Annotated in this window: 21 protein-coding genes and 1 tRNA gene; 10 read left to right on the forward strand and 12 right to left on the reverse strand. The window is 73.0% G+C overall.

Going from position 1 to position 25,880, the window contains the following annotated elements; genetic code table 11:
• Positions 1-9: 9 nt before the first annotated feature.
• Complete coding sequence (locus K7862_RS27475) at positions 10-723, reverse strand: DUF881 domain-containing protein (RefSeq protein WP_222967221.1); 714 nt, start codon at positions 721-723, stop codon at positions 10-12.
• A gap of 213 nt (positions 724-936) precedes the next feature.
• Between K7862_RS27475 and crgA the strand changes: the two genes are divergently transcribed.
• Positions 937-1,191, forward strand: a complete 255-nt coding sequence (gene crgA, locus K7862_RS27480) for a cell division protein CrgA (protein WP_222967223.1) — start codon at positions 937-939, stop codon at positions 1,189-1,191.
• A 296-nt stretch (positions 1,192-1,487) separates the two neighbouring features.
• Here the strand turns inward: crgA and K7862_RS27485 are convergent, their stop codons facing one another.
• Together K7862_RS27485 and K7862_RS27490 are read right to left on the reverse strand one after the other, a co-directional pair.
• A complete protein-coding gene (locus tag K7862_RS27485; RefSeq protein WP_222967225.1) occupies positions 1,488-2,342 on the reverse strand; it encodes a rhomboid family intramembrane serine protease in 855 nt (284 codons plus the stop codon).
• Positions 2,343-2,468: 126 nt separating this feature from the next.
• On the reverse strand, positions 2,469-3,002 hold the full coding sequence (locus tag K7862_RS27490; RefSeq protein WP_222967227.1) for a peptidylprolyl isomerase: 534 nt from the start codon (positions 3,000-3,002) through the stop codon (positions 2,469-2,471).
• A gap of 217 nt (positions 3,003-3,219) precedes the next feature.
• Here K7862_RS27490 and K7862_RS27495 point away from each other — a divergent pair, with 217 nt between their 5' ends.
• Positions 3,220-3,999 (forward strand): DUF5324 family protein, encoded by a 780-nt coding sequence (locus K7862_RS27495; RefSeq protein ID WP_222967228.1) that lies wholly within the window; start codon positions 3,220-3,222, stop codon positions 3,997-3,999.
• 111 nt (positions 4,000-4,110) lie between these two features.
• On the opposite strand, the gene K7862_RS27500 is transcribed toward K7862_RS27495, so the two are convergent.
• Together K7862_RS27500 and K7862_RS27505 are read right to left on the reverse strand one after the other, a co-directional pair.
• A complete protein-coding gene (locus K7862_RS27500; RefSeq protein ID WP_222967229.1) occupies positions 4,111-5,778 on the reverse strand; it encodes an MFS transporter in 1,668 nt (555 codons plus the stop codon).
• 248 nt (positions 5,779-6,026) lie between these two features.
• The gene (locus K7862_RS27505) at positions 6,027-9,434 is read right to left on the reverse strand and encodes an ATP-binding protein (RefSeq protein ID WP_443611934.1); all 3,408 of its coding nucleotides are present in this window, start codon (positions 9,432-9,434) and stop codon (positions 6,027-6,029) included.
• Positions 9,435-9,639: 205 nt separating this feature from the next.
• On the opposite strand from K7862_RS27505, the gene K7862_RS27510 reads away from it, so the two are divergent.
• From K7862_RS27510 to K7862_RS27535, 6 genes are all read left to right on the forward strand, one after another.
• Positions 9,640-10,455, forward strand: coding sequence for a nucleotidyl cyclase domain-containing protein (locus K7862_RS27510; protein WP_222967230.1), 816 nt, complete (start codon positions 9,640-9,642; stop codon positions 10,453-10,455).
• Positions 10,452-12,770 carry an ATP-binding cassette domain-containing protein gene (locus K7862_RS27515; RefSeq protein WP_222967231.1) on the forward strand — a complete coding sequence of 773 codons (2,319 nt, stop codon included), beginning with the start codon at positions 10,452-10,454 and terminating at the stop codon, positions 12,768-12,770. The genes K7862_RS27510 and K7862_RS27515 overlap by 4 nt, the downstream gene beginning before the upstream one ends.
• Entirely contained in the window at positions 12,767-14,455 is a 1,689-nt protein-coding gene (locus K7862_RS27520; protein ID WP_222967232.1) for a vWA domain-containing protein, read from the forward strand. Before K7862_RS27515 ends, K7862_RS27520 begins: the two co-directional genes overlap by 4 nt.
• 157 nt (positions 14,456-14,612) lie before the next feature.
• Positions 14,613-15,290, forward strand: coding sequence for a vWA domain-containing protein (locus tag K7862_RS27525; protein ID WP_222967233.1), 678 nt, complete (start codon positions 14,613-14,615; stop codon positions 15,288-15,290).
• Between the two features lie 313 nt (positions 15,291-15,603).
• Positions 15,604-16,479, forward strand: coding sequence for a protein phosphatase 2C domain-containing protein (locus K7862_RS27530; protein ID WP_222967235.1), 876 nt, complete (start codon positions 15,604-15,606; stop codon positions 16,477-16,479).
• A complete protein-coding gene (locus K7862_RS27535; protein WP_222967237.1) occupies positions 16,476-18,170 on the forward strand; it encodes a hypothetical protein in 1,695 nt (564 codons plus the stop codon). Before K7862_RS27530 ends, K7862_RS27535 begins: the two co-directional genes overlap by 4 nt.
• A gap of 7 nt (positions 18,171-18,177) precedes the next feature.
• Here K7862_RS27535 and K7862_RS27540 read toward each other — a convergent pair whose 3' ends face one another.
• The 3 genes from K7862_RS27540 to K7862_RS27550 form a co-directional block, all read right to left on the reverse strand.
• Positions 18,178-18,945, reverse strand: a complete 768-nt coding sequence (locus tag K7862_RS27540) for a Crp/Fnr family transcriptional regulator (RefSeq protein ID WP_222967239.1) — start codon at positions 18,943-18,945, stop codon at positions 18,178-18,180.
• A gap of 3 nt (positions 18,946-18,948) precedes the next feature.
• Positions 18,949-19,446 carry a Pycsar system effector family protein gene (locus K7862_RS27545; RefSeq protein WP_222967241.1) on the reverse strand — a complete coding sequence of 166 codons (498 nt, stop codon included), beginning with the start codon at positions 19,444-19,446 and terminating at the stop codon, positions 18,949-18,951.
• Between the two features lie 173 nt (positions 19,447-19,619).
• Positions 19,620-19,692: transfer RNA gene (locus tag K7862_RS27550), tRNA-Ala, on the reverse strand.
• A 97-nt stretch (positions 19,693-19,789) separates the two neighbouring features.
• Here K7862_RS27550 and K7862_RS27555 point away from each other — a divergent pair.
• Both K7862_RS27555 and K7862_RS27560 read left to right on the forward strand, forming a co-directional pair.
• Positions 19,790-20,350, forward strand: a complete 561-nt coding sequence (locus K7862_RS27555; RefSeq protein WP_222967243.1) for a DNA-binding protein — start codon at positions 19,790-19,792, stop codon at positions 20,348-20,350.
• 23 nt (positions 20,351-20,373) lie between these two features.
• A complete protein-coding gene (locus K7862_RS27560) occupies positions 20,374-21,810 on the forward strand; it encodes a serine/threonine-protein kinase (protein WP_222967245.1) in 1,437 nt (478 codons plus the stop codon).
• 49 nt (positions 21,811-21,859) lie between these two features.
• Here K7862_RS27560 and K7862_RS27565 read toward each other — a convergent pair whose 3' ends face one another.
• The 4 genes from K7862_RS27565 to K7862_RS27580 all read right to left on the reverse strand — a co-directional run bounded on the left by K7862_RS27565 (position 21,860) and on the right by K7862_RS27580 (position 25,787).
• Positions 21,860-23,221 carry a hypothetical protein gene (locus K7862_RS27565; RefSeq protein ID WP_222967247.1) on the reverse strand — a complete coding sequence of 454 codons (1,362 nt, stop codon included), beginning with the start codon at positions 23,219-23,221 and terminating at the stop codon, positions 21,860-21,862.
• On the reverse strand, positions 23,218-24,636 hold the full coding sequence (locus K7862_RS27570) for a hypothetical protein (protein WP_222967250.1): 1,419 nt from the start codon (positions 24,634-24,636) through the stop codon (positions 23,218-23,220). The genes K7862_RS27565 and K7862_RS27570 overlap by 4 nt, the downstream gene beginning before the upstream one ends.
• 213 nt (positions 24,637-24,849) lie before the next feature.
• Positions 24,850-24,990 carry a DLW-39 family protein gene (locus K7862_RS27575; RefSeq protein WP_222967251.1) on the reverse strand — a complete coding sequence of 47 codons (141 nt, stop codon included), beginning with the start codon at positions 24,988-24,990 and terminating at the stop codon, positions 24,850-24,852.
• Between the two features lie 335 nt (positions 24,991-25,325).
• On the reverse strand, positions 25,326-25,787 hold the full coding sequence (locus tag K7862_RS27580) for a hypothetical protein (RefSeq protein WP_222967252.1): 462 nt from the start codon (positions 25,785-25,787) through the stop codon (positions 25,326-25,328).
• Positions 25,788-25,880: the final 93 nt, after the last annotated feature.

The raw sequence follows: 25,880 nt of genomic DNA on the forward strand, positions 1-25,880 counted from the left end.
GGCCCGTGGTCAGGGCTTCGACACAGGTTTCGCATAGGTCAGGTCGACCGGTCCGGTGTACCCCGGCAGGGTGACCCGGCTGCTCGATCCGACCTTCCAGCCGAGCCCGTACGCCTGCACGTACTGCAGGTAGTTCTGGATGGCCGGGCTGTCCTTGAGCGCCTGGCGCAGCTTGTCCTGGTCGCCCACCGCGGTGATCTTGTACGGCGGGGAGTAGACGCGGCCCTGCAGGATCAGGGTGTTGCCCACGCACCGGACGGCGCTGGTGGAGATCAGCCGCTGGTCCATGACCTTGATCCCCCGGGCGCCGCCCTGCCACAGCGCGTTGACCACGGCCTGCAGGTCCTGCTGGTGGATGACCAGGTCGTTGGGCTGCGGGTCGGGCACACCGGGGACCAGCGGCACGGCGTTGGGCGGGGCGTCGTTGAGGGTGACGTCGAGCGAGGCGCCGGTCAGCGGCGCGGTGCCGGCGGTCGTGCCGAGGCTGTCCAGGCGCTGCCGCTCGGCGGTGGTCAGCCCGCTGTCGCTGCCGGCGAGCCGGTCGACGTCGCCCCGCGCCGAGGCGACCTGGTTCTCCAGGCGCGCGTTCTGGGCGCTCTTGGCGCGGATGTTGTCCGAGAGCTTCGGCAGCGGGTCGTCGCTGCGGATGTCGACGCCCTTCGCGGTGTCGAAACTGGTCCAGAAGATCAGTCCGGCCAGCGCGAAGACTCCCGCACTGAGCACTCGCAGCGCTACCGTGCGGTGAGCAGGACGGGAGGAGGGGGTGGGGGAGGTGCCACCGGTTCCGGTCACCAAATACCCTGTCTCCTTAACAACCCGAGGAAGCACTACGCTAACGGACGCCGGGAGCGGAAGCGCATCCCCACAGCCCGACAGCCGCCCGGCTGACCCACCACACCCGCGCGGTCACGCAGCGCATCGACAGGAGAGTCCCTCGTGCCGAAGTCACGGATCCGCAAGAAGGCCGACTTCACGCCGCCGCCGGCGAAGAACGCCACCGCCATCAAGCTCGGCACGCGCGGCTGGGTCGCGCCGCTGATGCTCGCGTTCTTCGTGCTCGGTCTCGCATGGATCGTGCTGTTCTATGTGACGCAGGGCAGCCTTCCGGTGGACGCCCTGGGCAACTGGAACATCGTCGTGGGCTTCGGCTTCATCGCCGGCGGGTTCGTCGTGTCCACCCAGTGGAAGTAGCTGCTCGCGCGCGGGTGCGCACAGCACTTGTCCACACGGTTATCCACAGTGGGGAAAAGGTCGGAAGATCTGTGGATAACCTCTACGAGATTGACGCCGGTACGACCGGTGGCCGCAGAGCCGGCCACCGGTCGTTCTGTGTGTTCGGGGTGATCTTGGCCGCCCTTTCCAGGGCAAACCCGTCACGGTGACCCTCCGCACAGCCGTTCCCACCTGCTGTGCACAGGAGGCGGAAGCCACTCCTCCTGCTGTGGATAACGTGTGATCAACGCCAGGGACACGGCCTGGCGGTCAGGTCAGGACGTGACCTGGGACACAGCGATGGCGGAGACCGCCAGCGTCACCAGCAGCACGGCCGCGCACGTCCCCCACTGCACCAGGTTCCGTCGCTCCCGCGGCGCGTACAGCATCCCTATCGCGAGGACCGTGCCGGTCAGCAGACCGCCGAGGTGGCCCTGCCAGCTGACGTTGGCCCAGGTGAAGCTGAAGATGATGTTCAGCACGAGCAGCGCGATCACCGGCCGCATGTCGTAGCGCATCCGCCGCATGTAGACGGCGGTCGCGCCGAACAGCCCGAAGATCGCGCCCGAGGCGCCGATGGTGAGCGCTCCCGGTGCGATCACCAGCACCGCCGCGCTCGCACCGAGCGCCGAGACGAAGTAGAGGGCGATGTAGCGGCTGCGGCCCAGCCGCTGCTCCAGCGGGGCGCCGATCCACCAGAGCGACAGCATGTTGAAGCCGATGTGCACCGGGCTGGGGCGCTCGTGGATGAAGGCCGAGGTCAGCACCCGGTACCACTCGCCGTCCGAGACGCCGCAGCGCGCCGGCTGGAGGGTCTGCAGGTCCACGCACTTCGCGTAGAGCCCGAAGTCGTCCACGATCCGGTCGCCGAGCGCCAGCTCCAGCACGAAGACCAGGACGTTCAGGCCGATGAGGATCTTGGTGATCAGGAACGGGTCCGAGGTGACGCTGCCGCCGGCGATCGTCCGCGGCTGGACGTGGGTGCCGCCGCGCTGGTTCACGCAGTCCCGGCAGTGGAAGCCGACCGACGCGTTGACCATGCACTCCGGGCAGATCGGCTTGTCGCACCGGGTGCAGCGGATGCCGGTCTCCCGGTCCGGATGCCGGTAGCAGCAGACCGCCTGGTCCATGTCGTCCACTCCCCTTGGGGGCGGCCCGCCCTGTGCGGCCGCTGTGCACTTTCGCGCCCCGTCCACAAGGACGTGCGGACGGGGCGCGGTGTTCCCGAAGGCTACGGGATGACGGATCCGCGTCGATCAGGAGGAGCGCTTCTCCACGGCCACCGTCTCGATGACGACGTCCTCCATCGGACGGTCGGTGCGCGGGTTGGTGGGCGTGCCCACGATGGAGTCCACGACCTTGCGGCTGGCGTCGTCCGCGACCTCGCCGAAGATGGTGTGCTTGCGGCTCAGCCAGGCCGTCGGGGCGACCGTGATGAAGAACTGCGAGCCGTTGGTGCCCGGGCCCGCGTTGGCCATCGCCAGCAGGTAGGGGCGGTCGAAGGCGAGGTCGGGGTGGAACTCGTCGGCGAACTCGTAGCCCGGCCCGCCGGTGCCGTTCCCCAGCGGGTCGCCGCCCTGGATCATGAAGCCCGAGATGACCCGGTGGAAGACCGTCCCGTCGTACAGCTTGGCGTTCGACGGCTGCCCGGTGCGCGGGTCCGTCCACTCGCGGGTGCCGTCGGCCAGCCCGACGAAGTTCGCCACCGTCTTGGGGGCGTGGTTCGGCAGCAGCCGGATCACGATGTCGCCGTGGTTGGTCTTCAGGGTGGCGTACAGCTGCTCGGCCACGGTCTACCTTCCATAGATCTCTGATGAGTGGGCACAAATCCTCGCACGGGCGCACCCCCGCCCGGGGACGTGCCCCCGGTCGGGCCGCGCCGGTACCCGCCGAACTAGGCCGACTGACCCGGATGCCTTGCCGCACATGCCGTACCCGGGGCGGCCGGGCATGATTTCAAACCGGGTGGAAAGGCGAAAACCGTACGCCACCGAGGAGGAGGTTCCTGTGACCCGCATCGACAGCGTGCGCCACGCGGCCGACGTGACGAAGGACAGCGTGCGGCACGCCGCGGAGGTGGCGGCACCGTACGCGACGACGGCGAAAGAGAACGCCGTGATCTATGGCAAGCAGGCAGGCGTCTACGGCCGGCAGGCCGGCCTGCTGGCCAAGCAGCAGTACGACGCGAAGCTCGCCGACAAGGTGAACCAGGCGCGTGACCAGGCGATCGCGGCCGTGCCGCCGAAGGCGGCCACCGCGGTGGAGAAGGCCGCCCGCCGTACCCGCAAGGGCGCGAGGACGGCCGCCGAGTACACGGTGCCGATCGCCGCGGCCGCGGTCGCCACCACGCGGGCCAAGGCCGGCCCGGCCAAGGACGAGGTGGTCGTCCGGGGCGCGGCGGCGCTGCAGGCCCTGCGCGGCCAGGTGACCGCGGAGGACATCGACCGGCTGGTGCGGCGCAAGATCCGCCGCCAGAAGGCCGGCCGGGCCATGCGCGGGATGCTCGTGATGGTGCTGGCGAGCGGTGCCGCCTACGCGGCCGTCAAGTGGTGGAACAAGCAGTCCAGTCCGGACTGGCTGGTGGAGCCGTCGGAGCCGACGGAGGTCAGCGACCGGATCGGTCCCGGGGCGACCCTGACCGTGGTCGACACCCTGGAGGACGGCCAGTCCGTCAACGGCTCGGGCCCGAAGGTGGACCGGGTCGACGGGTCCCCGGAGGCCGGGCTCGACCCCGAGGTGGAGGCCAAGCAGGCCGACGCCGACCGTCCGGAGGACGACGAGGAATAGGCGGGCCGGCAAGGCGGTGGGCACCCCGACGGGGGTGCCCACCGCCTTCTCCCGGGTGGCCGCGGACCGTGCTCCTCGCGCGTGGCCGCGGCCTTTTTCCGGCATGTCCGCTCACGCCGTCGGCACCGTCTGCTCCCGCGCGTCCCCGCCCTCTCCGACGACGCCGTGCCCGGCGCCGTCCCCGGCACCGCCCTCGGCACTGTGACCGTCGGCGTCCTCATCAAGGACGGCCGGCACGTTCCGCAGGGTGACCAGCGCGGCCACCGCGCCGAGCAGCATGATCGTCGCCGCGATCAGCGTGGTGGTGTGCATGCTGTCGACGAAGGCCTGCCGGGCCGCGTCCGCGACGTGCTGTCCGTTGCTCCCCGCCACGCGGACGCCGGTCTCGACACCGCCGCTGACCGACTCCCGGGCGGCCGAGGTCTGCGCGGCGTTCAGGCCCCGCGGCAGCGTCAGATCGCTGCGGTAGAAGGCGCTCAGCACCGAGCCGAGCACCGCGATGCCCAGCGCGCCGCCCAGCTCCATCGCCGTCTCCGAGATCGCCGCGGCCGCGCCGGTACGGGTCCGCGGCGCGCTCGCCAGGATCGTGTCGGCGGTGACGGAGAAGGTGAAGATGATGCCGACCCCGTTGACGACCAGCAGCGGCAGCAGCTGGAGGTAGCCGGTGTGCTGCGTGGACATCCCCAGGCCCGCGGTGCTCACGGCCATCAGGAACAGGCCGATGGCCACCGTGCGGGCCCGCCCGACCCGGGGGATGAGCACCGAGCACAGCGGCGCCGCGAAGGCCGCGGACAGCGGGCCGGGCAGCAGGGCGAGCCCCGCGGTGAGCGGCGACCAGCCCCGGATCACCTGGAAGTACAGCGAGAACGCCAGCGACAGGGTGGAGGAGGTGAACATCGTCACGACGTTCGCGCCGATCGCCCCGGAGAACGCCGCGGTGCGGAAGAGCCGCAGCTCCAGCAGCGGCTCGGCGAGCCGGGTCTGACGGCGGAGGAAGACCAGCAGGGACACGCTGCCGACCGCCGCCGCGATCCACGCCGGGTGCGAGCCGGCGCCGTCCCGCGCGGCGGTCTTGATGGCGTAGATGACGCCGAACATGCCCACGACCGACAGCGGAACGCTCACCCAGTCCAGCCGGCCCGGGTGCGGGTTGCGCGACTCGGGCAGCACCAGCAGGCCCGCGACCAGCACCAGCGCCATCACCGGCACGTTGATCAGGAAGACCGACCCCCACCAGAAGTGGTCGAGCAGCAGGCCGCCGACCACGGGGCCGAGAGCGAAGCTCGCGGCGGCCACACCGCTGCTGACGCCGATCGCGGTGGTGCGCTCCTTGGGGTCGGTGAAGGCCGCGCGCACCAGCGACAGGGTGGACGGCATGATCGTGGCGCCCGCGAGGCCGAGCAGGGCCCGGGCGGCGATCAGCATCTCGGGGCTGCCCGCGTAGGCGGTGAGCGCGGAGGCCAGTCCGAAGCCCGTGACGCCCATCAGCAGCAGCTTCCTGCGGCCGATCCGGTCGCCGAGATTGCCCGCGACGATCAGCAGACCGCCGAGCACGAAGCCGTAGACGTCCACGATCCACAGCAACTGGGTGGAGGAGGGGTGGAGCTGGCGGGCGAGCGACGGCACGGCGTAGTTCAGGACACTGTTGTCGATGCCGAGCAGGGCGGCGGCCACGCAGCAGATGGCCAGCACGGCCCACCGGCGGGCGCCGGCGGCGGGGGCGGGCTCCTCGCTGCGGGGGCGGGGTCCGGGGCTCTGGGGAAGCGTCTGCGATGTCATGCCCCGGAGCATGCGGGCGCCCGCTGACCGCTCGCTGACGGCCCGCGCACCGCCGCTGACAGCGGGCGCACCGCTGTGGCCCGGTGGCGCCGGCGGCTGGGCAGGACGAGCAGGGCGGCGCGGGCAGGGTGGTGCCGGGCGCGTGGCCGGGCCAGGTCCTGAGGGGACGGGATCAGCGCGGGCGGGCGCCGGAAGGCCCGGGGAAGGCCGTACGCGGGCTGCGCGGCCGGCCGCGGCTCACAAGCCCTTCAGACGGCCCCGACGTACGCGCTGAGGACCGCTGCGGCCTCTTCACGGGCCAGGCCCCGGGTGGAAGCCACGGCGGCGCTGTAGTCCGCCTCGCCGAGGGCGCCGCGGGCCGCCGCCGCCGAGGCGTCGGCCTCCGAGCCCTTGAGCGGACCGCCACGCAGCGCCTCAGCGGCGCCGAGCAGCACCGCGGCCTGCCGCGGCACGCCTTCCAGCAGCGCGAGGCCCGCTGCCGCCTCCGAGGCCGCCGAACCGGCGAACGCGAGCTGCAGGGCCGCGGCGTCGACGGCGGCCGCCTCGCGCAGCCGGGTCCGGGCGGTGGCCGCGTCGCCCTCGGCGACCGCGATCCGGCCCAGGGCCACCAGCACCGAGGACCGGGTGGAGTTGGTGGAGAACCAGCCCACCGGGCACTCCGCGAGCGCCTGTTCGCACAGGCTCCGTGCCGCGGCCAGGTCACCGCGCAGGCGCGCCGTCTCGGCCAGGCCCAGGTGCGCCATGGCCAGCGTCTCGGGCGCGCCCGCCCGCCGGGAGAGCTCCACGGCGCGCTCGCAGGACGCCGTGGCCGCCGCGTAGTCGCCGGCCGCACGGCTGTAGTCGGCGCGGTTGCAGAGCAGTTCGGCCATGTCGAGGGCGGAGTCCAGTTCCTCGGCCATGACCAGCGCCTCGCCGAGCAGGTCCGCGGCCGCCCCCAGTTCCCCCCGGTAGTCGGCGAGGTCGGCCAGCACGTTGAGGCAGGTGATCATGCCCCAGCGGTCACCCTGGCGGCGGAAGCCCTCCAGCGACAGGGTGCACTCGCGTTCCGCCTGGTCGGCGTCGGCCTCCACCAGCCAGGCCTGGAATCCGGTGCCGAGGTGTCCCAGCGCCCGGTACCAGGCGTCGTCAGGGCCGCCGTCGAGCAGCGCCTCCAGGGTTTCCAGCGTGCTCGCCCCCTCCTCGGGCACTCCGGCGAACGGCGCCCAGAGCAGGGTGAGCACCGGGAAGCGCCGGGCGAGCCGGTCCATGGCCTCGACGATCTCGGTGGCCGCCGCGACGTGGTCGGCGAAGTCCCCGGGATCCGACAGGGTGCTGAGCACGGCCATGACGCACAGCGCGTACTCCTCCTCCATGCCCGCCGGGGGACGGGGGCCGGTCGCGGCGAGCACCCGCCGGGCCGGGCCGGCGCCCTCGTAGCGGACGCCGCGCAGCAGCCAGTAGCTGGAGAGCGCCGAGATCAGCCGCATCGCGGTGGGGATGTCGCCGTCGTCCAGGCTGCGGTGCAGGGCCGCCTGCAGGTTGTCGCGGTCGTCGGACAGCCGTCGCAGCCAGTCCAGTTGGGCCGAGGTGCGCAGGTTCGGGTCGGCGGTGAGGGCGAAGTCGAGGAAGTACGCGATGTGCGTGCGCTGGACGGCCTCGGTCTCGCCCGCCTCCGCGAGGCGTTCGGCGCCGTAGGCGCGGATGGACTCCAGCAGCCGGTAGCGCACGCCGCCAGAGCCGTCCGGCTGCCGCACGGTCACCAGGGACTTGTCGACCAGCGCCGCCACCAGGTCCAGGACGTCCTCGGGCGCGATGGCGTCGCCGTCGGCACACACAGTCTCGGCCGCGGCCAGTGTCCAGTCACCGGCGAAGACCGAGGCGCGGCGCAGCACGGCCCGCTCGTCGTCGGGGAGCAGGTCCCAGCTCCAGTCGACGACTCCCCGCAGCGAACGCTGCCGGGGTTCGGCGGTGCGGCTGCCGCGGGACAGCAGCCGGAACAGCGCGTCGGGGCGTACTCCGAGGCTGTACGGGGACGTGTCGGCGGCGGTGCCGCCTGGGACGTCGCCGCTTGCGGCGCCGAGCCGGTCGGCGATCTCCGAGACCGAGAGCGAGCGCAGGCGGGCGGCGGCGAGTTCGATGGCCAGGGGAAGGCCGTCGAGGGCCGTGCACAGCCGCAGCACGGCGTCGGCGGTGACGGCATCGGCCGCTGGGTCGAAGTCCGGGCGCACGGCCGCGGCGCGTTCCCGGAACAGCCGGACGGCGGGGGAGGCGAGGACCTGCTCGGGCGCGGAGCCCGCCGGCGGCAGCGACAGCGTCGGGACGGGGCTGAGCACCTCGCCGGCCACCCCCAGCGCCTCCCTGCTGGTGGCCACGACGCGCACCTGGGGGGAGCCGGCGAGCAGGCGTGCGGTGAACCGGGCCGCGTCCTCCACCAGGTGCTCGCAGTTGTCGAGCACGAGCAGCAGGGGGTGGCCGTCCAGGGCCGCGGTGATCCGGGCGACCGGGTCGGGCCCGGCGGCAGCCGGAGCGGGGGCGCCCGGCCCGGCGCTGGGCAGCAGCCCGCCCTCCCGCAGCCCGAGGGCGCCGAGGACCGCCTGGGGCAGCTCGCCGCCGTTCGTGAGCCCGGCAAGCTCCACGAATGTCGCGTCGTACGGGCAGCGCCGGGCGGCCTCCACGGCGAGCCGGGTCTTGCCCGCCCCACCGGGGCCTATGAGGGTGACCAGCCTGCTCTGCGCCAACTGATCGCCGATGCGATCCAGTTCCTCGTCCCGGCCGACAAAGCTGGTGAACTGCGCGGGTAGTTCATGACGGGGTGCCATCTCCGGAGCTGGGAGCGGCGATGTTCCACGTGAAACAGCGTCACCCTTGTCCGTTTCGCGGTGAAGCTCATCGTCTGCCGATGTTTCACGTGAAACAGGGCGCACGGGCGCCGGTTCCGGCAGCAGGGCCGGGTCGCCGCGCAGCACGGCCAGGTGGACTGCGGCCAGTTCGGGGCCCGGGTCCGCCCCGAGCGTGTCGGCCAGGGTGCGGCGAGCGGTCTCGTAGGCCTCCAGGGCCTCGCTCTGACGGCCGGACCCGTAGAGGGCCCGCATCAACTGGGCCCGCAGCCGCTCCCTGAGCGGGCGAGCCGCGACGAGCTCCCCCAGTTCGGCCACGAGGGCCCGGTGCCGGCCGAGGGCAAGGTCGGCCTCGACCCGGTCCTCCAGGGCGCCGAGCCGCAACTCCTCCAACCGGACCGCCTGTGCGGCGGCGAAGGGCGCGTCACGGACGTCGGCCAGTGCGGGACCGCGCCAGAGACCGAGGGCGTCCCGCAGCAGTTCCGCCGCCCCTTGCGCGTCCCCGGCGGCCAGAGCGTCCCGGCCGTCCGCGGCGGTCCGCTGGAAGCGGTGCGCGTCCACCTCGGCGGGGTCCGTCACCACGCGGTACCCGGCGGGGTGGCCCTCGATCGGCACCGGCAGCACCTGCCGGAGCCGGGAGATCTGCGACTGCACGGCGTTGCCCACCCCGGCCGGCGGTGTCTCGCCGTACAGCCCGTCGATCAGCCGCTCGACCGTCACCAGCCGTCCCGCGTCGAGCAGCAGGAGGGCGAGCAACGCCTTGCGCCGGGGACCGCCGAGCGCGACCTCGCCGCCGTCCGCACCGATGACCCGGGTCGTCCCGAGGATGCCGAACATCACGCCCCCGATTGTTGCGCACCGCCCGCGCCGCCACCTGGAGTCGCCCGGGGCCCGCGGTCCTGAGGGGCTTCCGTGCCGGCCTCCCGTCTGCGGAGGCGGCTTGCCGGCAACTGGTCGGCGGTGTGCGCCATCTGGCGTGGACGGGTCTCCGGCTGTGCCGTAGGACAGGGACACCGCAGTTCTGCGGGGTCGCAGGGAGGCAGGAATGACTGGCGAAGCGCTGCACCATTGGATCGTGGTGCTGGACCTGGAGACGTTCAGCACCCGGTCCGATCCGCTCCAGCTGTCCCTGCGGGCGGCGATGTACGACGTGGTGCGCACCGCGTTCGGGGACGCGGGGGTGAACGCGGAAAACGTCGTGATGGAGGACCGGGGGGACGGCATCCTGATGCTGGTGCCGTCGACGGTCTCTCCAGTACGGCTGGCCGGCCCGCTGCTGCGAGCACTCGACGACGGACTGCGGGCGAAGGCGGCCATCTACGGCGACGCGCACTCCCTGCGCATGCGCGTCGCTCTCCACCAGGGGCTCGCTGTCCAGGATCCGCACGGCTGGTCGGGCGATGCCGTCAACACAGCCTTCCGCCTGGTCGACGCGCAGCCGCTGCGCGACGTCCTGAAGGCCGCCACCCTCGCCCGGCTGGCGTTCGTCGTCTCGGAGCAGGTGTACGAGGGCGTGGTGCGGCACGGCCACCGCGGACTGGACCCGGCGGCCTATCTGCCCCTGCAGTTCAGGACCAAGCACGGGGAGACGATCCACGGCTGGGTCACCGTGCCCGGATACAGCGCACCGCCCGGGCTGCCGTCCGGGGACGGTTCGCCGCAGCGTCCCTGCACCGCACCCGGCGCCCCGGGTACCACGCCCGCCGGGACCGGCGCAGCGCCCGCAGAACCGGCCGGGTCCGCTGCCGGAACATCGGCCGCCGGAGCCCAGCCGGGCCGGGTGACCACCTTCAGCGTGGGGACGGTGCTCGGCGACGTCGTCGGTGGGGACAAGCACGTCCACGGAGGACCGATCTCGTGACCACAGCACCTCCGGCAGGGGGCACCGCGCCCAGCGGTGGGACAGCGCCCGGGGCGTCGGGGGTCGCTCCAGGCGCCGGGGGGACGCCGGCCCCTCCCGCGCAGGGAACCCCGACGACGGGTTCCGATGCGGGAGGGTCCGGCGCTCCGGAGACACCCGGACAGGGCGGCGCCCAGCCCGGGAGCACCGCGCCACCGTCAGGTCCGGGTGCCGACCGGGTCGCCCCGGGCGAGGATGCCAGCGCGGCCACCGACCGTCTCGGCCAGGGCTCGCACCTCCACAACCACCTGCGCAACGCGTTCGCCAACGTCGAGGGCGACGTGGTCGGCGGTGACAAATTCGTCTACCTGCTGGGCGGCCGCCGCGACCGGCTGCGCCCACTCTCCCCGGCCCTGCGCGACCGCGTCCGTTTCGCGTACGAGGACGCGCCTGGCATTGACGATGCCCGCACCACGCTGCGTCGCGAGGGCGTCGTCATCCTGCGCGGACCCGCCGGGTCAGGCAAGACCGCCGCCGCTGTGCGCCTGTTGACGCCCTGTCGGGGCACCGTCTACCACCTGGACAGCCAGGTGGACGTCGGCTCGCTCGTGGACCGGATCGACAGCGGCGAGGACGGCGACGCGACCGGGATCGAGTCCGGGGCGGGCTTCCTGCTGGACCGGCCCGCCGACGCCGCCAACCTGCGCGGCGACGTCTACCAGCGGCTGCAGACCTCCCTGCTGGCCGCAGGGGCGCTCATGGTGGTGACCCTCGCCGACACCGACGTCGCCGACAGCGAGGTGCTCTCGGGCGTGGTGGACCTCACCCGGCCGCCCGCTCCCCGCGGAATCGTGCGCCGCTACCTGCAGTGGCGGCTCGGGGGCGCCGCCACCGAACAGATCCTGGCCGACCGCGACGTCGAGACACTGCTCAGCGAGCACCTGGGGGCGGGAGCGTCCTGCCGGACGGCGGCGGACCTGGCGACCGCCCTCCACGACGAGTTCTCCTCCGGCGACCCCGATCTGCGGAAGGTGCGGGACCGGATGGCCCGCAAGGGCCTCGAGACCTTCGAGATCTGGGCAGACGGGCTCACCGAACCGCCGGTGCGGTGTCTCTCCATCGCCCTGGCCGTGCTCAACGGCCTGCCACAGGAGGAGATCGCCAAGGCCGCCCGCGCGCTGCTGCGACGGCTGGACGGGACGCGTTCCCCGGCGCGTCCAGCCGACGACGAGGGCAAGTACCAGGACCTGCCCCCTCGGGACCCGACGGGGGTCCCCTTGCGCAAACTTCTGGCCCGGCTGCGGGCCCACCGCGTCCCCGCCATCGCGGGCCGCCGCGACGGCAGCCCTACCGGGCGGGCACCGGTGGTGTGCCTGGCATACCAGGAACCGGACTACCCGCGCCGCGTGATCACCCACGCGTGGACAGAGCTGTCCCTGCAGGACGTGCTGGTGGACTGGCTCGGCGAACTGGTCGCCGAGGGGTCGCAGGAGGCCTCGGTCTATGCGGCGGTCGCCCTGGGCGGGCTGCTCGCGGAGTCGTTCCCGTACATCAGCGAGGAAGTGTTGTCCCGCTGGGCGCACCACAGTGAGTACCGGTACCGCAACGCGGCCGGCTACGCCCTCGCCGCCGCCAGCCGAAACCCGGCCCTGCTGCCGGACATCAGGGCCCTGGTGGGCGAGTGGTACGCCGACCGGTCACGCCCGCTGGGCCAGGCCGCGGCGGCCCGCGTCTACGGGCTGACGCCGCTGGCGGCCGACATGGGGCAGTCCATCAACGCGCTCTCGCGACTGTCCCAGGTGGACCACGTCAAAGTCGCGGTGGCGATCGGCTACGCCTACACCGACCTGCTCGCCGAGGACGATGTGACGGCGCCGCCTCTGGTCCTGGGGGCGCTCAGGGCGGCGCTGGAAGACCCGCAGAAGCGGCCGACCTGCCTGTTGGCCTTCCTCATCGTGGCCGTGCAGTCGGTGGTGGACGATGCGCGCCCCGGCCGGCCGGAGGCCGAGGGCTGGCCGATGCTGCTGTTCCTGCGGGCAAGCCGGCCCGAACTGGTCGAGCCGCTGCGGGTGCTGTGGCGCGAGGCGTTGAGCCGGCCCTTCTTCAACCGGCAGGCGGAGCGAACGCTGAAGACGTGGGCGGGACTGGCCGAGGCCGATGAGCGGCTGCGCGCAGCGTTCCTGACCATGCTGGCCGACGTGGTGTCCGGCGACCGCCGCTCCGCGGCCATCGTCCGTCGCTGCGCAGAGACGTGGACCGACCGCGAGGAGTTGGCGCCCCTGCCGCTCACCGCGTGGGCCGTGAACAGGATGCTCGTCCGGGAGGGACTCACATGACCGCGCCGCTGCCGCTGATCTCCAGCGTCGACCGGGTGCCCAGGGAGCGCTATCGGGAGTGGTGGGACGAGCACCGCAATGTCGCCATCGTGCACAGGGCGCCGGACGGCACGCTCACTGTCGGCACGAGCGCCACCCCCTCGTTCTGGGAGAAGGTCCTCGGCAAGGCGGGCGTCCGGCTGGCCGTCGACGTGAGCGACCATCGTCGGCAGGCAGCCGTCACGCGCACCCCGCTGCCCTGCAGCGACCAGGCGCACCGGTTCACGGCCCGCTTCGACGTCGGCTTCCGGGTGCACGACCCGGCGAACGTGGTGAGCCGCAACATCCCCGACGCCCTGCCCGTGGTCTACGGCCACGTCGTACACCAGATCCGCACCATCGCGCGGGCGTTCCCGATCGATGAGGCCGACCGGGCCGAGGAGGCCGTCAATCGGGCGTTCCAGAACGAGGTGAGGCTTCCCGAGGGCATCACCATCTACCTGTGCCAGATCCACATCGAGCCCGACGAGGCCGCCACCGAGTACATCAAGGCGCTGAGGGCGGCGCAGCGAAACCGGACGCTCGGACAGCACCGGCACGACTCGGCGGTGGCCGGCGCGCGCTCCGAACAGGCCATCGAGGACATCAAGCTCGACGGCGAACTGGCACGCGACCAGCGACGCGGCACCGCCCTGGCAGGGATGAGCTGGGACATCGAGGGCCTCATCAGGCAGCACCTGATCAAGCACCCCGAGGACACGGACCGGGCCATGCAGTTGCGCATCGAGTGGGAGACCGGCCAGGCCGCCCGCTGGGAACTGGGCGTCGAGCGCAACGAGCAGATGTTCAAGTTCCTCGTCGACAAGGACTTCTTCCGCCCGGCGGACGTCGCGGCGCTGTACGGCGGTGGGGGCGGTGGCGGTTCGCCCTGGACGGCCCCCCCGGGTCTCCCACCCACCGCGGACGCGACGGCCCCCGTCCCGACGGCGCCCGTGCTCTGGGGAAACCTGACGCCCGGTGGCGCGGGTTCCGCCCCGAGCATCCAGGCAAAGCCGGCCGTTGTCGTGCCGGTCTATGTGCTGCTGGACGTATCGCAGGCGGCGGCGCACTTCATCGCCGGGTTCAACGACGCGCTGCGCTCTCTGCACACTGCGCTCGCGCAGAGCCCCGACCTGGCCACAGGGCTGCGCCTGTCGGTGGTCGGCATCGCCGAACGCCCCGACATGCGGCTGCCTCTGACGCAGGTCGGCTGGGGAACCGACGTCCCCCACCTGTCGGCGGGTGGCGGCCTGAAACTCGCCGCGGCCTTCGATGGTCTGCTCGACCTGCTGCCCGGCGACGTGGACGGGCTCAAGAAGGGCGGCGGCCGGGCCCACCGGCCGGTGGTCTTCCTGGTGACCGTCGCCCCGCCGCAGGACGGCGTCGCCTGGCCGCAGGCCCAACAGCGCCTGGCGGAGCACCGCTACGCTCCCAAAATTGTCGCCTGCGGTCTCGGCGAGAGCGATCCGCGCACGGTACTGCGGTGTGCCTCCTCCTCGGAACTCGCTTGTGTCGCCGCCCCCGGGACCGGCGTGCCCGAGCAGACGGTAGCCCTCTCGGCCCTGTTGCAGAACACCGTGCTGCACCTGGGCCGAGGGGTGCTCGCCGGTCACCCGGACCTTGTCACCGAGTATCCCCAGGGGCTGGGCCCCGCCACGGCCTCCTGACGCTGCCACCGTTCCCGTCCGGCCGCATCCGTCCCCGCCGCGTCCGGCCGACGCCTGTCCACCGCCGTCCACCAGCCTTCGCACCCGCCGCGCCTCGACGGGTGCCACAGCCATCCGCTCAGCCCGACCGGGCTCGTCCGAACGAAGGATCACCGCTGTGTCCGACAACCGCGGCTCTCTCCTGCCCGTCTACGTACTCGCCGACGAGTCCGGGTCGATGACCCCGCACCTGGGCGAACTCAACAAGGGACTGCAGTCCCTCTACGAAACGATGCTCACCGAGCCGATGGCCGCGGCCAAGGTACGGCTCACCGTGGTCGGCTTCGCCGACGACGTGGTGACCTACACCGAGCTGGCGGACCTGCGAAGCGAGTACCGGTCGCCGGAGCTGGCGACCCGCGGCAGCACCAGTTACGCGGCCGCGTTCGGCGCCGTACTCAACCGGCTCCCGAACGACATCGGAAAGCTCAAGGGCGAGGGATACCGGGTGCATCGCCCCGCGGTGTTCCTGCTGAGCGACGGAATGCCCAACGCCGGGGAGGACTGGCGCACGCCGCACCGGCAGCTCTGCGACAGGGCGGTCACCCCGGCCGCACCGAACATCGTGGCCTGCGGAATAGGCGGCGCGTCGCCGGAGGTCATGCTGGAGGTGGCCTCCACCGCGGAGTTCGCCCTGGTCTCCAAGCCCGCCGCCGACCTCGGGAAGGCCATCTCGTCCTTCTTCGTCGCCCTCACCAAGAGCATGGTGGAGTCCGGGCGCAGCCTCGCCGCCGGCAACGCCGAGTTGATCGTCACCAAGCCCGAGGGCTTCAGCATGGCGATCGACGAGGTCTGAGATGTCCGACCCGTACGAGCCGGAGCCCCGCAGCGAAGGTCTCGGCATCAGCGACTGGGAGCGCCACAACGGGTGGCGGGCGGACTTCGAGGGTCCGGCCACGCCGGAGGGGTGGCCGCAGCCCCAGCCGGAGGAACCGCGGCCGACCCCGGCGCAAGCGGTCCCGCCACAGCCCCATCCGCAAACGCAGCCGGGCGGCGCGCCCCACGGCTGGCTCCCGACGCCGCGCGCCCTCACGGGTCCGGTAGGGCCTCCGCCGCCCGCGGCCTCGCGTGCCGATGCTCCGGGCGAACCGACCGTTCCTGACTGGTCGGTGCTCGAGGTCGGCGAGCCCGGTTACGTCTTCGAGTCCCGGCCGCCCGAGGGCTCCCCGTACCGCCCCGACACGGTGGTGGACGGCTGGTCGACCGACCTGGTGACCATGCGTCTGGCCTCCATTCGCGGCTACGGCCACCGGTACCACGGCACGCCGCGCGAGGACGACTGCGCGGTGGCCGTCCACAAGGGCAGCGGAGGCGTGGTCTTCGCGGTGGCCGACGGCGTCTCGGCCGCCCCGCAGTCGGCGACGGGAGCGGCGCTGGCGTGCCGCGGCGCCGTCACCGACCTGCTGCACCAAATGGATGCCGACGTGCCCTCGCTGGACTGGGCGCACGTGGTGGGCACCGCCGCGTGGAGCCTCGTCGCCCGGGCCGCCGCGGGCCGGGAACCGGAGTCCGCCTACGCGGAGGAGGCCGAGCGGCTGTACGCGACCACGCTGGTGGCGGGAGTGGTGCGGCCGGGCCGGTACGGCATTCCGGAGGTACATCTGGTCCAGGTCGGCGACTCCGGCGCCTGGGTGCTCGACCGGGCCGGCGGGCGGTACCGGAGGCTGCTGGCCACCAAGGACTCCCAGGGCACGGAAATCGTCTCCTCCGGCGTGACGCCGTTGCCGCGCGTGCCCTCGCCCCTCGCCGTGCAGACGGTGGAGTTGGGGCCGTCCTCTGTCCTGCTGGTCGGCACGGACGGCTTCGGAGACGCGTTGGGCGACGGGGACGGCGCCGTCGGGCGCCTCTTCCACCGCGGCCTGGCCGCGCCACCGCCGGCGCTCGGCTTCGCACACCTGCTGGACTTCTCCCGGGAGACCTTCGACGACGACCGCACCCTGCTCGCCGTATGGCCGCGGCACCTGCTGCGGGAGCCCCGGCGATGACAGGCACGGCACCCAAGGCGATTCCCCGTGTCCGCCTCAGCACCCTCGTCCGGGACGGGCAACTCGGCAAGGGCGGGCAGGGCGAGGTCTGGGCCATCAAGGATCGGAAGATCAACAAGGAATGGCCGATCGCCTACAAGCAGTACGCGCCCACCCTCCAGGCCACCGCGGACTTCTCGGCGTTACAGGCCATGGTCGACCTCGTCCCGGCCCTCGACCCGCCGGTGGGGCGCTGGCTGTGCGAGCGCAGCGCTTGGCCCGCGGCCCTGGTCGAGGACGGCCGCGGGCCCTGCGGCTTCCTGATGCGCCGGGTGCCCGACGCGTTCACCCTGAACCTCCCCGTGCCGGCCGGCACAACGGCGCTCTCGGCCTTCCAGTTCCTGTTCAACAGCCAGGACTACCTGGACCGGATGGCAATCCGGGTGACCGACCTGCAGCGGCTCCTTCTGCTCCAGGATCTGGCCGGCCTGATGGGACGGCTGCATGAGCTGGACGTCGCGGTCGGCGACCTGTCCGCCAACAACCTGCTGTTCTCCCTCACTCCCCGGCCGACCTGCTTCTTCCTCGACTGCGACGCGATGAGGCTGCGCGGCCGGAGTGCACTGCCGCAGGCCGAGACGGCCGGCTGGCAGGTACCGGAGCCGGACCGCGAGGAACTCGGTACCGCACGGAGTGACCGCTACAAGTACAGCTTGCTGGCCGTCCGGCTGTTCCTGGGGGAGCAGGAGGGCACCGACGCCAGTGAGCTAGCCCGGGTGGACCCGGCGCTGGCGCAGCTCGCGGCGAAGGGGCGGTCGGCCGACCCCGAGCAGCGGCCGACCATGGGCGAGTGGGCGAAGGAACTGGAACGGGTCATCGCCCACAACCCGCAGGGCCGGCCTCCCCGCACGGTCCACCGGACCGTGCCGCCGACGGCGACGGCGACGGCGACTGGCACGGGACCGGCCCAGCCGGTGTCCCCCACCCACGCGCCGCCCCGCGCGACCGCCACGCCCGTCGTGCCGCCGCAGAAGAAGGGCCGGGGATGCAGCTGGTTCGTCCTGATCGTGCTGGCCCTGCTGCTGCTGTTCGGGCCTCCCCACCTCTACGACCGCCTCTCGCACACGGCGTCGGGGAACTCCACGACGGGCACGACCCTGGGCACCGACGGCGGTACGGCAACGGACGGGGGAGGCGGCGGCTCCGGCAGCTCGGCAGGGAACGACGACTCCTCCGGCTCGGACGGCTCGGACGGTTCCGGCGAGCAGAGCCAGGCCGCGGCGGTCGACCAGTTGCTGCAGAAGAACGCGCAGACACGCGCCGCCGTCGGGGCCGCCGTCGCGTCCGTCATGAAGTGCGAGTCGCTCTCCCGGTCCGCCGACGTCTTCCAGCAGGCCGCGGCGTCCCGCCGGGACCTGCTCCAGCAACTCTCCGACCTCGGTGTCGACGCCGTTCCCGGGGGGTCCGACGCCGTCAGCAGTCTGAATACGGCCTGGACGGACTCCGCCGAGGCCGACGACCGATTCCAGGAGTGGGCCGACGGCCTCGCTGGTGACGGCTGCGACAAGAACACCACGGCGAACGCCCCGGCGTTCCAGCAGGCACAACAGGCGAGCGACCGGGCCACGGCCGAGAAGAAGTCGTTCGTCGCCCTGTGGAACCCGATCGCGGACCGCGACAGCCTGACCCGCTACACCTGGGACCAGGTGTGAGCCGCGGCTACGCGGACGGCGAGGGAGGCCGGGGAAGCGGCCGCACGCCGACCGTGGGGCCTGCCACGGACGAGTTCGCCCGCCCGCGCAGCACCCTCAGGTCGGCCAGTTCGAGGACCTGGCGTCCAGTGGTGAGGATGCCGTCGCGCCTCCAGTGCTCCAGGATGCGGCTGACCGTCCGCAGCGAGCTGACCACCAGTCCCGCCAGGTCCTCCTGTGAGAGAGGGAGCTCGATCCGTACCGCACCCTCCGCCGTACGGTGCCCGTACTGGTCGGCCAGTTGCAGCAGCAGAGCGGCGAGCCGCGACTCCGTCGAGGCGGAGCCGATGGCCGCGCGCTGCCGGTCGGCGTCGCGTAAGCGCTGCGAGAGGACCTGCTGGACCGCGTTGGCAATGACCGCGCTGGCCGCCAGCATCGCGCCGAAGCGGCTGGCCGGCACCACCAGCGCCTGCACTTCCACCAGCGCGCAGACCGACGCCGAGCGCGGCCTGCGGTTCAAACCCGACTGCTCGCCGACCAGATCGCCGGCCCGGCGCAGGGCAAGCACCGCGCGGTAGCCGGTGTCACTGTCCGTGTAGACCTTCACGCAGCCGCTGCGCAGCACGAAGACGTGGTCGGAGCGATCGTCCTGACGCAGCAGCAGGCTTCTGGGGGCGTGCGTCCGCAGGTGGCCGGCCGCTTCCAGAGCCCGCCGGGCCTGGGTGTCAAGAAGGGACCAGAAGGGCTGGTCGGCGACCCGCCGGGGGTCGGGTGTCCGTTCCTCGGGGTGCATCATCGGTCAGCCGGTCACCACCGCCAGCCCGAGCAGCCCAGTCCCCGCGACTGCCAGCAGCAGGGACTGGCGTACGCGGCGGTGCTTGGCCCACATGATGGCGCTCGTGGTCACGATCTGGGCGCTGAGCGCGGTGAGCGGGTCCGCCTGCCCCAGACGCTCGGCGAGGTCCTGCGGCGTCCAGCGGCGCAGGTCCCCGTAGAAGAGGAAGTCGTCCGGCCCGGGGCGCTGTCCGCCTGGGGGGCCTTCCCTCGGCAGGACGGCGAGCACCGCGGCCAGCGCCGCGAGCGACAGCAGTGCCACCCCGCACCACAGTTCGGCCCGGGGCCACCATCCAGACAGCCCACCGAACCCGTTCCCCGTGCTGGACGCCGCTCCGACCCCGGCGAGCAGCGCCGACTCGATCGTCAGCGCGAATGACGCCTTGGCGTCGATACGCCCCGTCCATTCGGCCAGCGAGGTGTGTAATCGCCAGGCCGTCGCCACGGCCTCCTCACGGCTCATCGCGCTCCTGTCCCCCTCCCGCAGCGCCGAATTGCCATGATAGCGACGGGAGTTCACCCTGACCGGCGGTCGGCAAGGATGCCGGGGGGCATCCGACCGCGATCATGCGCCCCAACGCCGGCAGCCCTCCCGCCGGATCCGGCGAAAGGGCTGCTGACCTTCGAAGAAGAGAGTGGAGCCTAGGGGATTCGAACCCCTGACATCTGCCTTGCAAAGGCAGCGCTCTACCAACTGAGCTAAGGCCCCGCGTCGCAGACAGCGTACCGGTTCCCGGCCGCCGCTCCGACCGGGTATCGCGCTCCGTAGGATGGTTTGCGTTTCGCGGCCGCCAGGAGGAGCGTGCATGGAGACCCCCGCCCAGGAGCCCGCCACCCGTGCACGGGAGGCGATGGAACTGCAGCGCGGCTGGTACGGAGAGCCGCTCGGCGACCTGTTCCGCCGGCTCATCGCGGACCTGGGGCTGCAGAACCAGGTACGGCTGGCCGGGGTGCTGGGCCTGTCCGCGCCGATGCTGTCGCAGCTGATGAGCGGGCAGCGCGCCAAGATCGGCAACCCCGTCGTGGTGCAGCGGCTGCAGATGCTCCAGGAGCTGGCCTGGCAGGTCACCGCGGGCGGCACGGGCGCGACGGAGGCCGGCGCCCGGATGGACCAGATCAAGAAGTGGGGCGGCACCTCGGTGCTCAGCACCACCCACTCCACCTCTGCCCGGCCCGCCTCCACGTCCGCCCGCGAGGTGGTCCACGGCATCCAGACCGTGCTGCGTTCGGTGGCCTCAGCGGACGAGATCGCGGACGCGGCGCGGACCCTCGCGCCCTCACATCCCCACCTGGCAGAGTTTCTCCGTGTCTACGGCACGGGGCGTACCGGTGACGCCCTGGAGCACTACAGGTCGCACCAGGACTGAGCGGGCGAGGGGGCGGACGCACCATGGGCGAGGTGTTCGCGGGCCGGTACGAACTGGTGGACCCCATCGGCCGCGGCGGCGTCGGCGCGGTGTGGCGGGCCTGGGACCACCGCAGGCGCCGCTACGTGGCCGCCAAGGTCCTCCAGCAGAGCGACGCCCACGCGCTGCTGCGGTTCGTCCGCGAGCAGGCCCTGCGCATCGACCACCCCCATGTGCTGGCCCCGGCGAGCTGGGCGGCCGACGACGCCAAGGTGCTGTTCACCATGGACCTGGTGCGCGGCGGTTCGCTGTCGCACCTGATCGGCGACTACGGCCCGCTGCCGCCGCGTTATGTGTGCGTCCTGCTCGACCAGTTGCTCGCCGGGCTGACCGCCGTGCACGCCGAGGGCGTCATCCATCGCGACATCAAGCCCGCGAACATCCTGCTGGAGGCCACCGGCACCGGCACACCGCACATCCGGCTCTCCGACTTCGGCATCGCCATGCGCATGAGCGACGCCCGGCTGACCGAGGCCGACTACGTGGTCGGCACTCCCGGCTACTTCGCGCCCGAGCAGATGACCGGCGCGGAACCGGACTTCCCGGCCGACCTGTACGCGGTCGGTCTGGTGGCCCTGTACCTGCTGAGCGGCCGCAAACCCGACGCCCAGGCCCTGGTGGAGCGCTTCGAGACCGACGGCATGCCCCCGGCGCCGATCGGCGTGCCCGAGGCGATGTGGCAGGTGATCGGCGCGCTGCTGCAGCCCGACCCGTACGCTCGGTTCCGCACCGCGACGGGGGCGCGCAAGGCGCTGGCCGCGGCGGTGCAGCTCCTTCCCGAGCCCGCGGCGGACGACGAGCCCGTCGAGATCTTCGACCAGATCGGGGCGCTGCCCGGGGGGTTCGGCCCGGACGGCCCCCTGTCGGAGGAAGAAGCCGGACCGGCCGAGGGAGGGCCGGGAGTGCCCGGGGCACTCCCGACGCCGCACGAGGCCGGGGTCCCGGGTCAGCACGCCCCCTCGCCCGCCCCCGCCCGGACGCCGGCACCGGCGCCCGCACCGGGCCATGCACAGACCCCTGGGCCGGCCCATGTCTCGGCCCCCGCGTCAGCCCCCTCGGAGCCCCCGCCCCCGCCCCCGTCCCCCGCGCACCAGCGGCCCAAGGGCCGTCACGCCGCCCCGCTCCCGGCCCACGAGCCGCTCACCCACACCAGGACCCGCGTCGAGCCGCCCGTGCCCGGAGCTCTCCCGCTGCCGGGCCCGCTGCCCCAGCTCCAGCCGCCCTCGCCCGCGGGCCCCCTCCCGCCCGCCGCGCCTGCCGCCGCGCCTGTCGGCGGCCCCGCTCCCACCGCCGACACCGCCTCGGTCCAGGTGCCCGCCACCCGGCCGCGGCCGGGTCCTCCCGCCACGATCGTGGTCCCGGTCCTCGTCCTGGCCGTGCTCTGCTTCGCGGTCGGTTTCGTCGCCCTCGCCCTGTCCTGACAGCGGCAGCGGCAGCGGGCCCGAGGGCATCCGGGCCTCAGACGGAGCCTCACCACCCAGCGGTCGGCCCGTACCCCCGTCGCCGGGCCGCCGCGGAACCCGTCCTGGCAGCCGTGAGGCGCGCGCCCACGGTCCAGACGGCCAGCGAGAGCAGCAGCATGGTCCCCGCGCCCAGCGCGGCGAACGCCAGGAACCGCAGCGGCCCCGAGTGCCCGTCGCCGCCGCCCGCTGTGCCGTTCGCCGAGGCCACGTCCCTCGCGTCGACGCCGATGCCGGCCGCCCGCGCGTTCCCGTCGTACGCCGGACCCGGCTGCGCGGTGCCCTGGACGTCGACCCGCAGCGTCACCGGCACCGGCCCGGTCACCGAGTCGGCCACGTCCGGGTGCACGGTGACCGCGAAGTAGTACCAGCCCGCGTACCGCACGGCCGCCACCTTGCTGTCGCCCGCCGTGCGGTTGCCGTACGCGACCGGGGCCAACTGCTCGGATACGGACACCGGCGCGCCCTGGTAGCCGCGGTCGTCGCCCGCGATGCGCTCGCGGACGGGGCTGTACGCGGTGAGCAGCACCCCGGCCCCGACGTACCCGCTGTCGTTCCTGACCGGTGCGCTGGAGAAGTCGGCGAAGACCGTGGCCTGCTGACCCCAGTCCACCGGGACCTTGTAGAAGCGCGTCTCGCCGGGCAGCACCGTGTCCTTCCAGATGCCGGTCCTGATCGCGGCCGCGGTCTCGAACGAGGTGCCGCCCGCCGCCTGGTGGGGCGTGCCCGCGGTCAGCGGCGTGGGCGAGGCGCCGGCGGTCACCGCGGGCGCGGACGGCGGGGCCGCGCCCTCCTTCAGCCCCGGCTCCGAGACGTAGCGCAGCTCCAGCGGCCAGGCGCCGGGGTCGGAGGCGCCGTCGGAGACCCGGTGCACCTGCAGCGTGTACTGGTTCCTGCCCTGGCAGGGATCGCCGCTGTCCCCGGTGACGATGCGGGAGACGGCCGTGCCGACCGGCCGGGCCTCGCCGTCGGCGCCGAAGTGCGCGTCCTGGGAGTCGCACTCGGTCCCGTCGGCGCTCTCGAGCTTCAGCTCGATGCCGTCGCCGTAGGCCACCCGTGACCCGGGCGGCGGCACGGCGAAGGCCGAGACCGCCGAGGACGCGCCGGTGTCGGGTGTCATCGCGTAGAACCGCGTCTCACCGGGCCGGATGGTGTCGCGGTAGGTGACGCCGGCCTTCATCTCGGGTGCGTCCCCCGTGACGGCCGCTCCGTTCAGGAGCGTGCCCCCGGGCTGCCAGGTCTCGGGGCCGGCGGTCGCCGGTCCGCCGGTCGCGGGTGTGCCGGTCGCGGGTGTGCCGTCGGCGGTGGCCCGGCCCGGGAGGGCGGCGAGGGCCAGCAGGGCGGCCGCCGCGGTGAACGTTGTGCGCTTCATGCGCCACCCCTGTCCGTACGGTTGCGGGCCCGATGCAGCAGCGCCGCCGTCACGACCCCGGCGAGCGCCACCCCGCCGCCCGTACCCGCGGCGAGCAGATCCGTTCCGGTGACGCGGGACGTCGGGCCGGATGCCGCCCCCGGCGCCGGGCCGCCGGCCGGACCGGTGGTCCGCGCTGACGTCGCCTCAGGCGCGGCGGCCCGCGCCGTCCCGCCGCCGTTTCCGGTGACACTCGCGGTGGCCCGGCCGGCCAGCGGCGGCGCCTGGTACTGCGGTCCGGCCAGTTCCTGCCCGGTGACCTGGACGCGGAGCACGACACCGACCGCGGTGGCGCGGGCCGCCCAGGCCCCTTCCGGGCCGAGGGAGACCGCGATCGTGTAGTCGCCGGCGTCGTGCACAGCCTGCGCGTGCTCGCCGTCCACCCAGCGGTTGGTCCAGGTGACGGGGACGGTGCCGAGGCCCACCGACACCGGGGACCCGTCGTACGAGCGGTCCCCGCGGGCGTCCGAGGCGTCCTGCACCGGCAGCCGGCCGGGCGCGTAGGCCGCGGTGGAGACGAACGTGCCCTGCGCCGCGACCGATGTGCCGGACGGCACCGGCTGGTTGCCGAACTCGGCGGCGTAGCTGAGTTGCTGGCCCCAGCCCACGTGCACCGTGTACCAGCGGGTCCGGGCGGGCAGCAGGTGGTCCCGCCAGACGCCCGGGGTCAGCCGGGTGGCGTCGTTGAAGCCGCTGCCGCCGGTGACGTCCTTCGGGGTGCCGGTCAGGGGCGCCGGGGGCGTGCCGTAGTCGGTGCGCGCACCGGCCGGCACGGTGCCCGCTGGCAGCGGCGCCTCGTCGGCGAACCGCAGCTCCAGCGGCCAGGGCGCGCGGTCCGAACCGGCGGCGGTGGTCCGGTGCACCGCCAGCAGGTAGCGGCCGGCCTTGTCGCAGCTCGCGTCATGGGTGTGGCTGGGGATGCGGCTGACCGCGCCGGTGAGCGTCATGGCGCCCTGGTCCTGGCCGAAGTGCGCGGACTGGTCGGCACAGGTGGCGCCGGAGGAGCCGGCGGCGGCCAGCCGGAGCTCGATGCCGTCGCCGAAGCCGACGGCAGCTCCCGGGCGCGGGACGGCGGTGGCCGACAGGTCGGCGGTGCTCACGGCGTCCAGGTCCGCGGCGTACCAGCGGGTCTGGTCCGGGCCGATGGTGTCGAGGTACTGGCCCGGCGCAATGGGAGCGGCGGTCCGCGCTCCGGTCCCGCCGGTGGTCCGCTCGCCCTTCAGCCGGTAGCCGCCCGGGGCCGCGTCGTGGCCTCCTGTGGGCGCCGCCAGGGCCATGGGTGCGGCAAGCGCCACGGTGGCCGAGCAGGCCAGTGCGAGGCCACTCAGGGCCGCTGCGGCACGCCGCCCGGGCCGGGACGGTGGTCGTCGTTCCATGGCGTCGCATCCCCCTCGCGGCCGCTCGCCCTCGCGTTCGCGTTCGCGTTCGCGTTCGCGTTCGCGTTCGCGTTCGCCCGAGCGAGCCTGGACGTTCCGTCCGGCGAGGACAAGGGGGCCGCCTTCACGGACCGGCAACAACGAAGGCCCCGGCCGCTCTGAGCGGCCGGGGCCCGGGAGTACGCCGACGTCATCGGACGTCCAGGCGGGCTCTCACACGTTCGCGCCGGAACCGCCCGGGACCGAGTCAGTGGCTTCCGTCCACAGGTCCTGCTCGGCGCGGTCCGCCTGAATCTGTCGGTAGACGAACAGCCCGGCAACGGCGGCCAGCGCGATCAGGAGAAACTTCTTCATGACGTGACCTCCTCCTTCTCGTGGGGACAGGGTCTGACCCGCCCGACTATACACAGCGGCCGAGACCGAACGGTGACCTGCGTCCCCCGGCACGCGGCGGGCCCCACGGAACGCCGAAGGGCACCTCCCCTGCCGGGGAAGTGCCCTTCGTGCTTCGCGAGTGGGGCTAACAGGACTTGAACCTGTGGCCTCTTCCTTATCAGGTCGGTTCCACGTGGAACCGACCTGCTGTAGCCACTTCTCCGCCCCGTATCCGGCCATCGCTCCATCCGTCGCCGATCACGGCCGTACGCCGATGTTGGTGTCAGCCGTTGATGTCACGACGGCGCGGGCCCCTATTCCACGCGAAAGCCGCCGTGGGCTGCCGCCCGCGTCAAGTAGTCGCACCATTCGGCCCAAGACTCCGAGTACTTCTCGGCGAAAGTGCCGACCTTGGCAGAAGCGGGCTGCCCCTCCAGGACAGCCAGGGCTGCGTGGATCTCTGCGGGGGTCACCAGCCAGCCGTCGTTGGTATGTCCAAGCTTGTGCTCGGGGATACCGGCCGGGTCATCGGTTTGCCAGTCGAAAGCCGACTGGACGGCTGCACGGAAGGCGATGACAGCAGGCGGCAGCTGCTCGCCTTCCAGTACGCACGCCTCGTGATAGGTCAGCCCGAAGTCCTCCCTGTCAGGCATCGGAGGAACAAGGCCGTGCTCGATCATGCCCAGTCTGTCCATGGCTGCCTTCGCCGAGGCCATGCTCGAAATGTTGAAGCGGAAGTCGGGGTCCCCGGCTCCCTCCGGATGCTCAATGGTCATGTCATAGCCCAAGGCGGCCCCCCACTCGTCGATGCTCTCCGCGCCAAGGAGAGCGCGGGTTCGGCCGCATAGGCTAGCGAGTTCTCGCGGTCA

This window comes from Actinacidiphila acidipaludis, assembly GCF_019890725.1.
In the GTDB taxonomy this organism is placed as follows: domain Bacteria; phylum Actinomycetota; class Actinomycetes; order Streptomycetales; family Streptomycetaceae; genus Actinacidiphila; species Actinacidiphila acidipaludis.

What these genes read in the sequence shown, in the direction of transcription:
- K7862_RS27535 (WP_222967237.1), top strand. Translation starts at nt 16,476, where the DNA reads ATGACAGGCACGGCACCCAAGGCGATTCCCCGTGTCCGCCTCAGCACC.
- K7862_RS27500 (WP_222967229.1), bottom strand. Translation starts at nt 5,778, where the DNA reads ATGACATCGCAGACGCTTCCCCAGAGCCCCGGACCCCGCCCCCGCAGC.
- K7862_RS27580 (WP_222967252.1), bottom strand. Translation starts at nt 25,787, where the DNA reads ATGACCATTGAGCATCCGGAGGGAGCCGGGGACCCCGACTTCCGCTTC.
- K7862_RS27555 (WP_222967243.1), top strand. Translation starts at nt 19,790, where the DNA reads ATGGAGACCCCCGCCCAGGAGCCCGCCACCCGTGCACGGGAGGCGATG.
- K7862_RS27520 (WP_222967232.1), top strand. Translation starts at nt 12,767, where the DNA reads ATGACCGCGCCGCTGCCGCTGATCTCCAGCGTCGACCGGGTGCCCAGG.
- K7862_RS27510 (WP_222967230.1), top strand. Translation starts at nt 9,640, where the DNA reads ATGACTGGCGAAGCGCTGCACCATTGGATCGTGGTGCTGGACCTGGAG.
- K7862_RS27570 (WP_222967250.1), bottom strand. Translation starts at nt 24,636, where the DNA reads ATGGAACGACGACCACCGTCCCGGCCCGGGCGGCGTGCCGCAGCGGCC.
- K7862_RS27560 (WP_222967245.1), top strand. Translation starts at nt 20,374, where the DNA reads ATGGGCGAGGTGTTCGCGGGCCGGTACGAACTGGTGGACCCCATCGGC.
- K7862_RS27575 (WP_222967251.1), bottom strand. Translation starts at nt 24,990, where the DNA reads ATGAAGAAGTTTCTCCTGATCGCGCTGGCCGCCGTTGCCGGGCTGTTC.
- K7862_RS27540 (WP_222967239.1), bottom strand. Translation starts at nt 18,945, where the DNA reads ATGATGCACCCCGAGGAACGGACACCCGACCCCCGGCGGGTCGCCGAC.
- K7862_RS27545 (WP_222967241.1), bottom strand. Translation starts at nt 19,446, where the DNA reads ATGAGCCGTGAGGAGGCCGTGGCGACGGCCTGGCGATTACACACCTCG.
- K7862_RS27485 (WP_222967225.1), bottom strand. Translation starts at nt 2,342, where the DNA reads ATGGACCAGGCGGTCTGCTGCTACCGGCATCCGGACCGGGAGACCGGC.
- K7862_RS27565 (WP_222967247.1), bottom strand. Translation starts at nt 23,221, where the DNA reads ATGAAGCGCACAACGTTCACCGCGGCGGCCGCCCTGCTGGCCCTCGCC.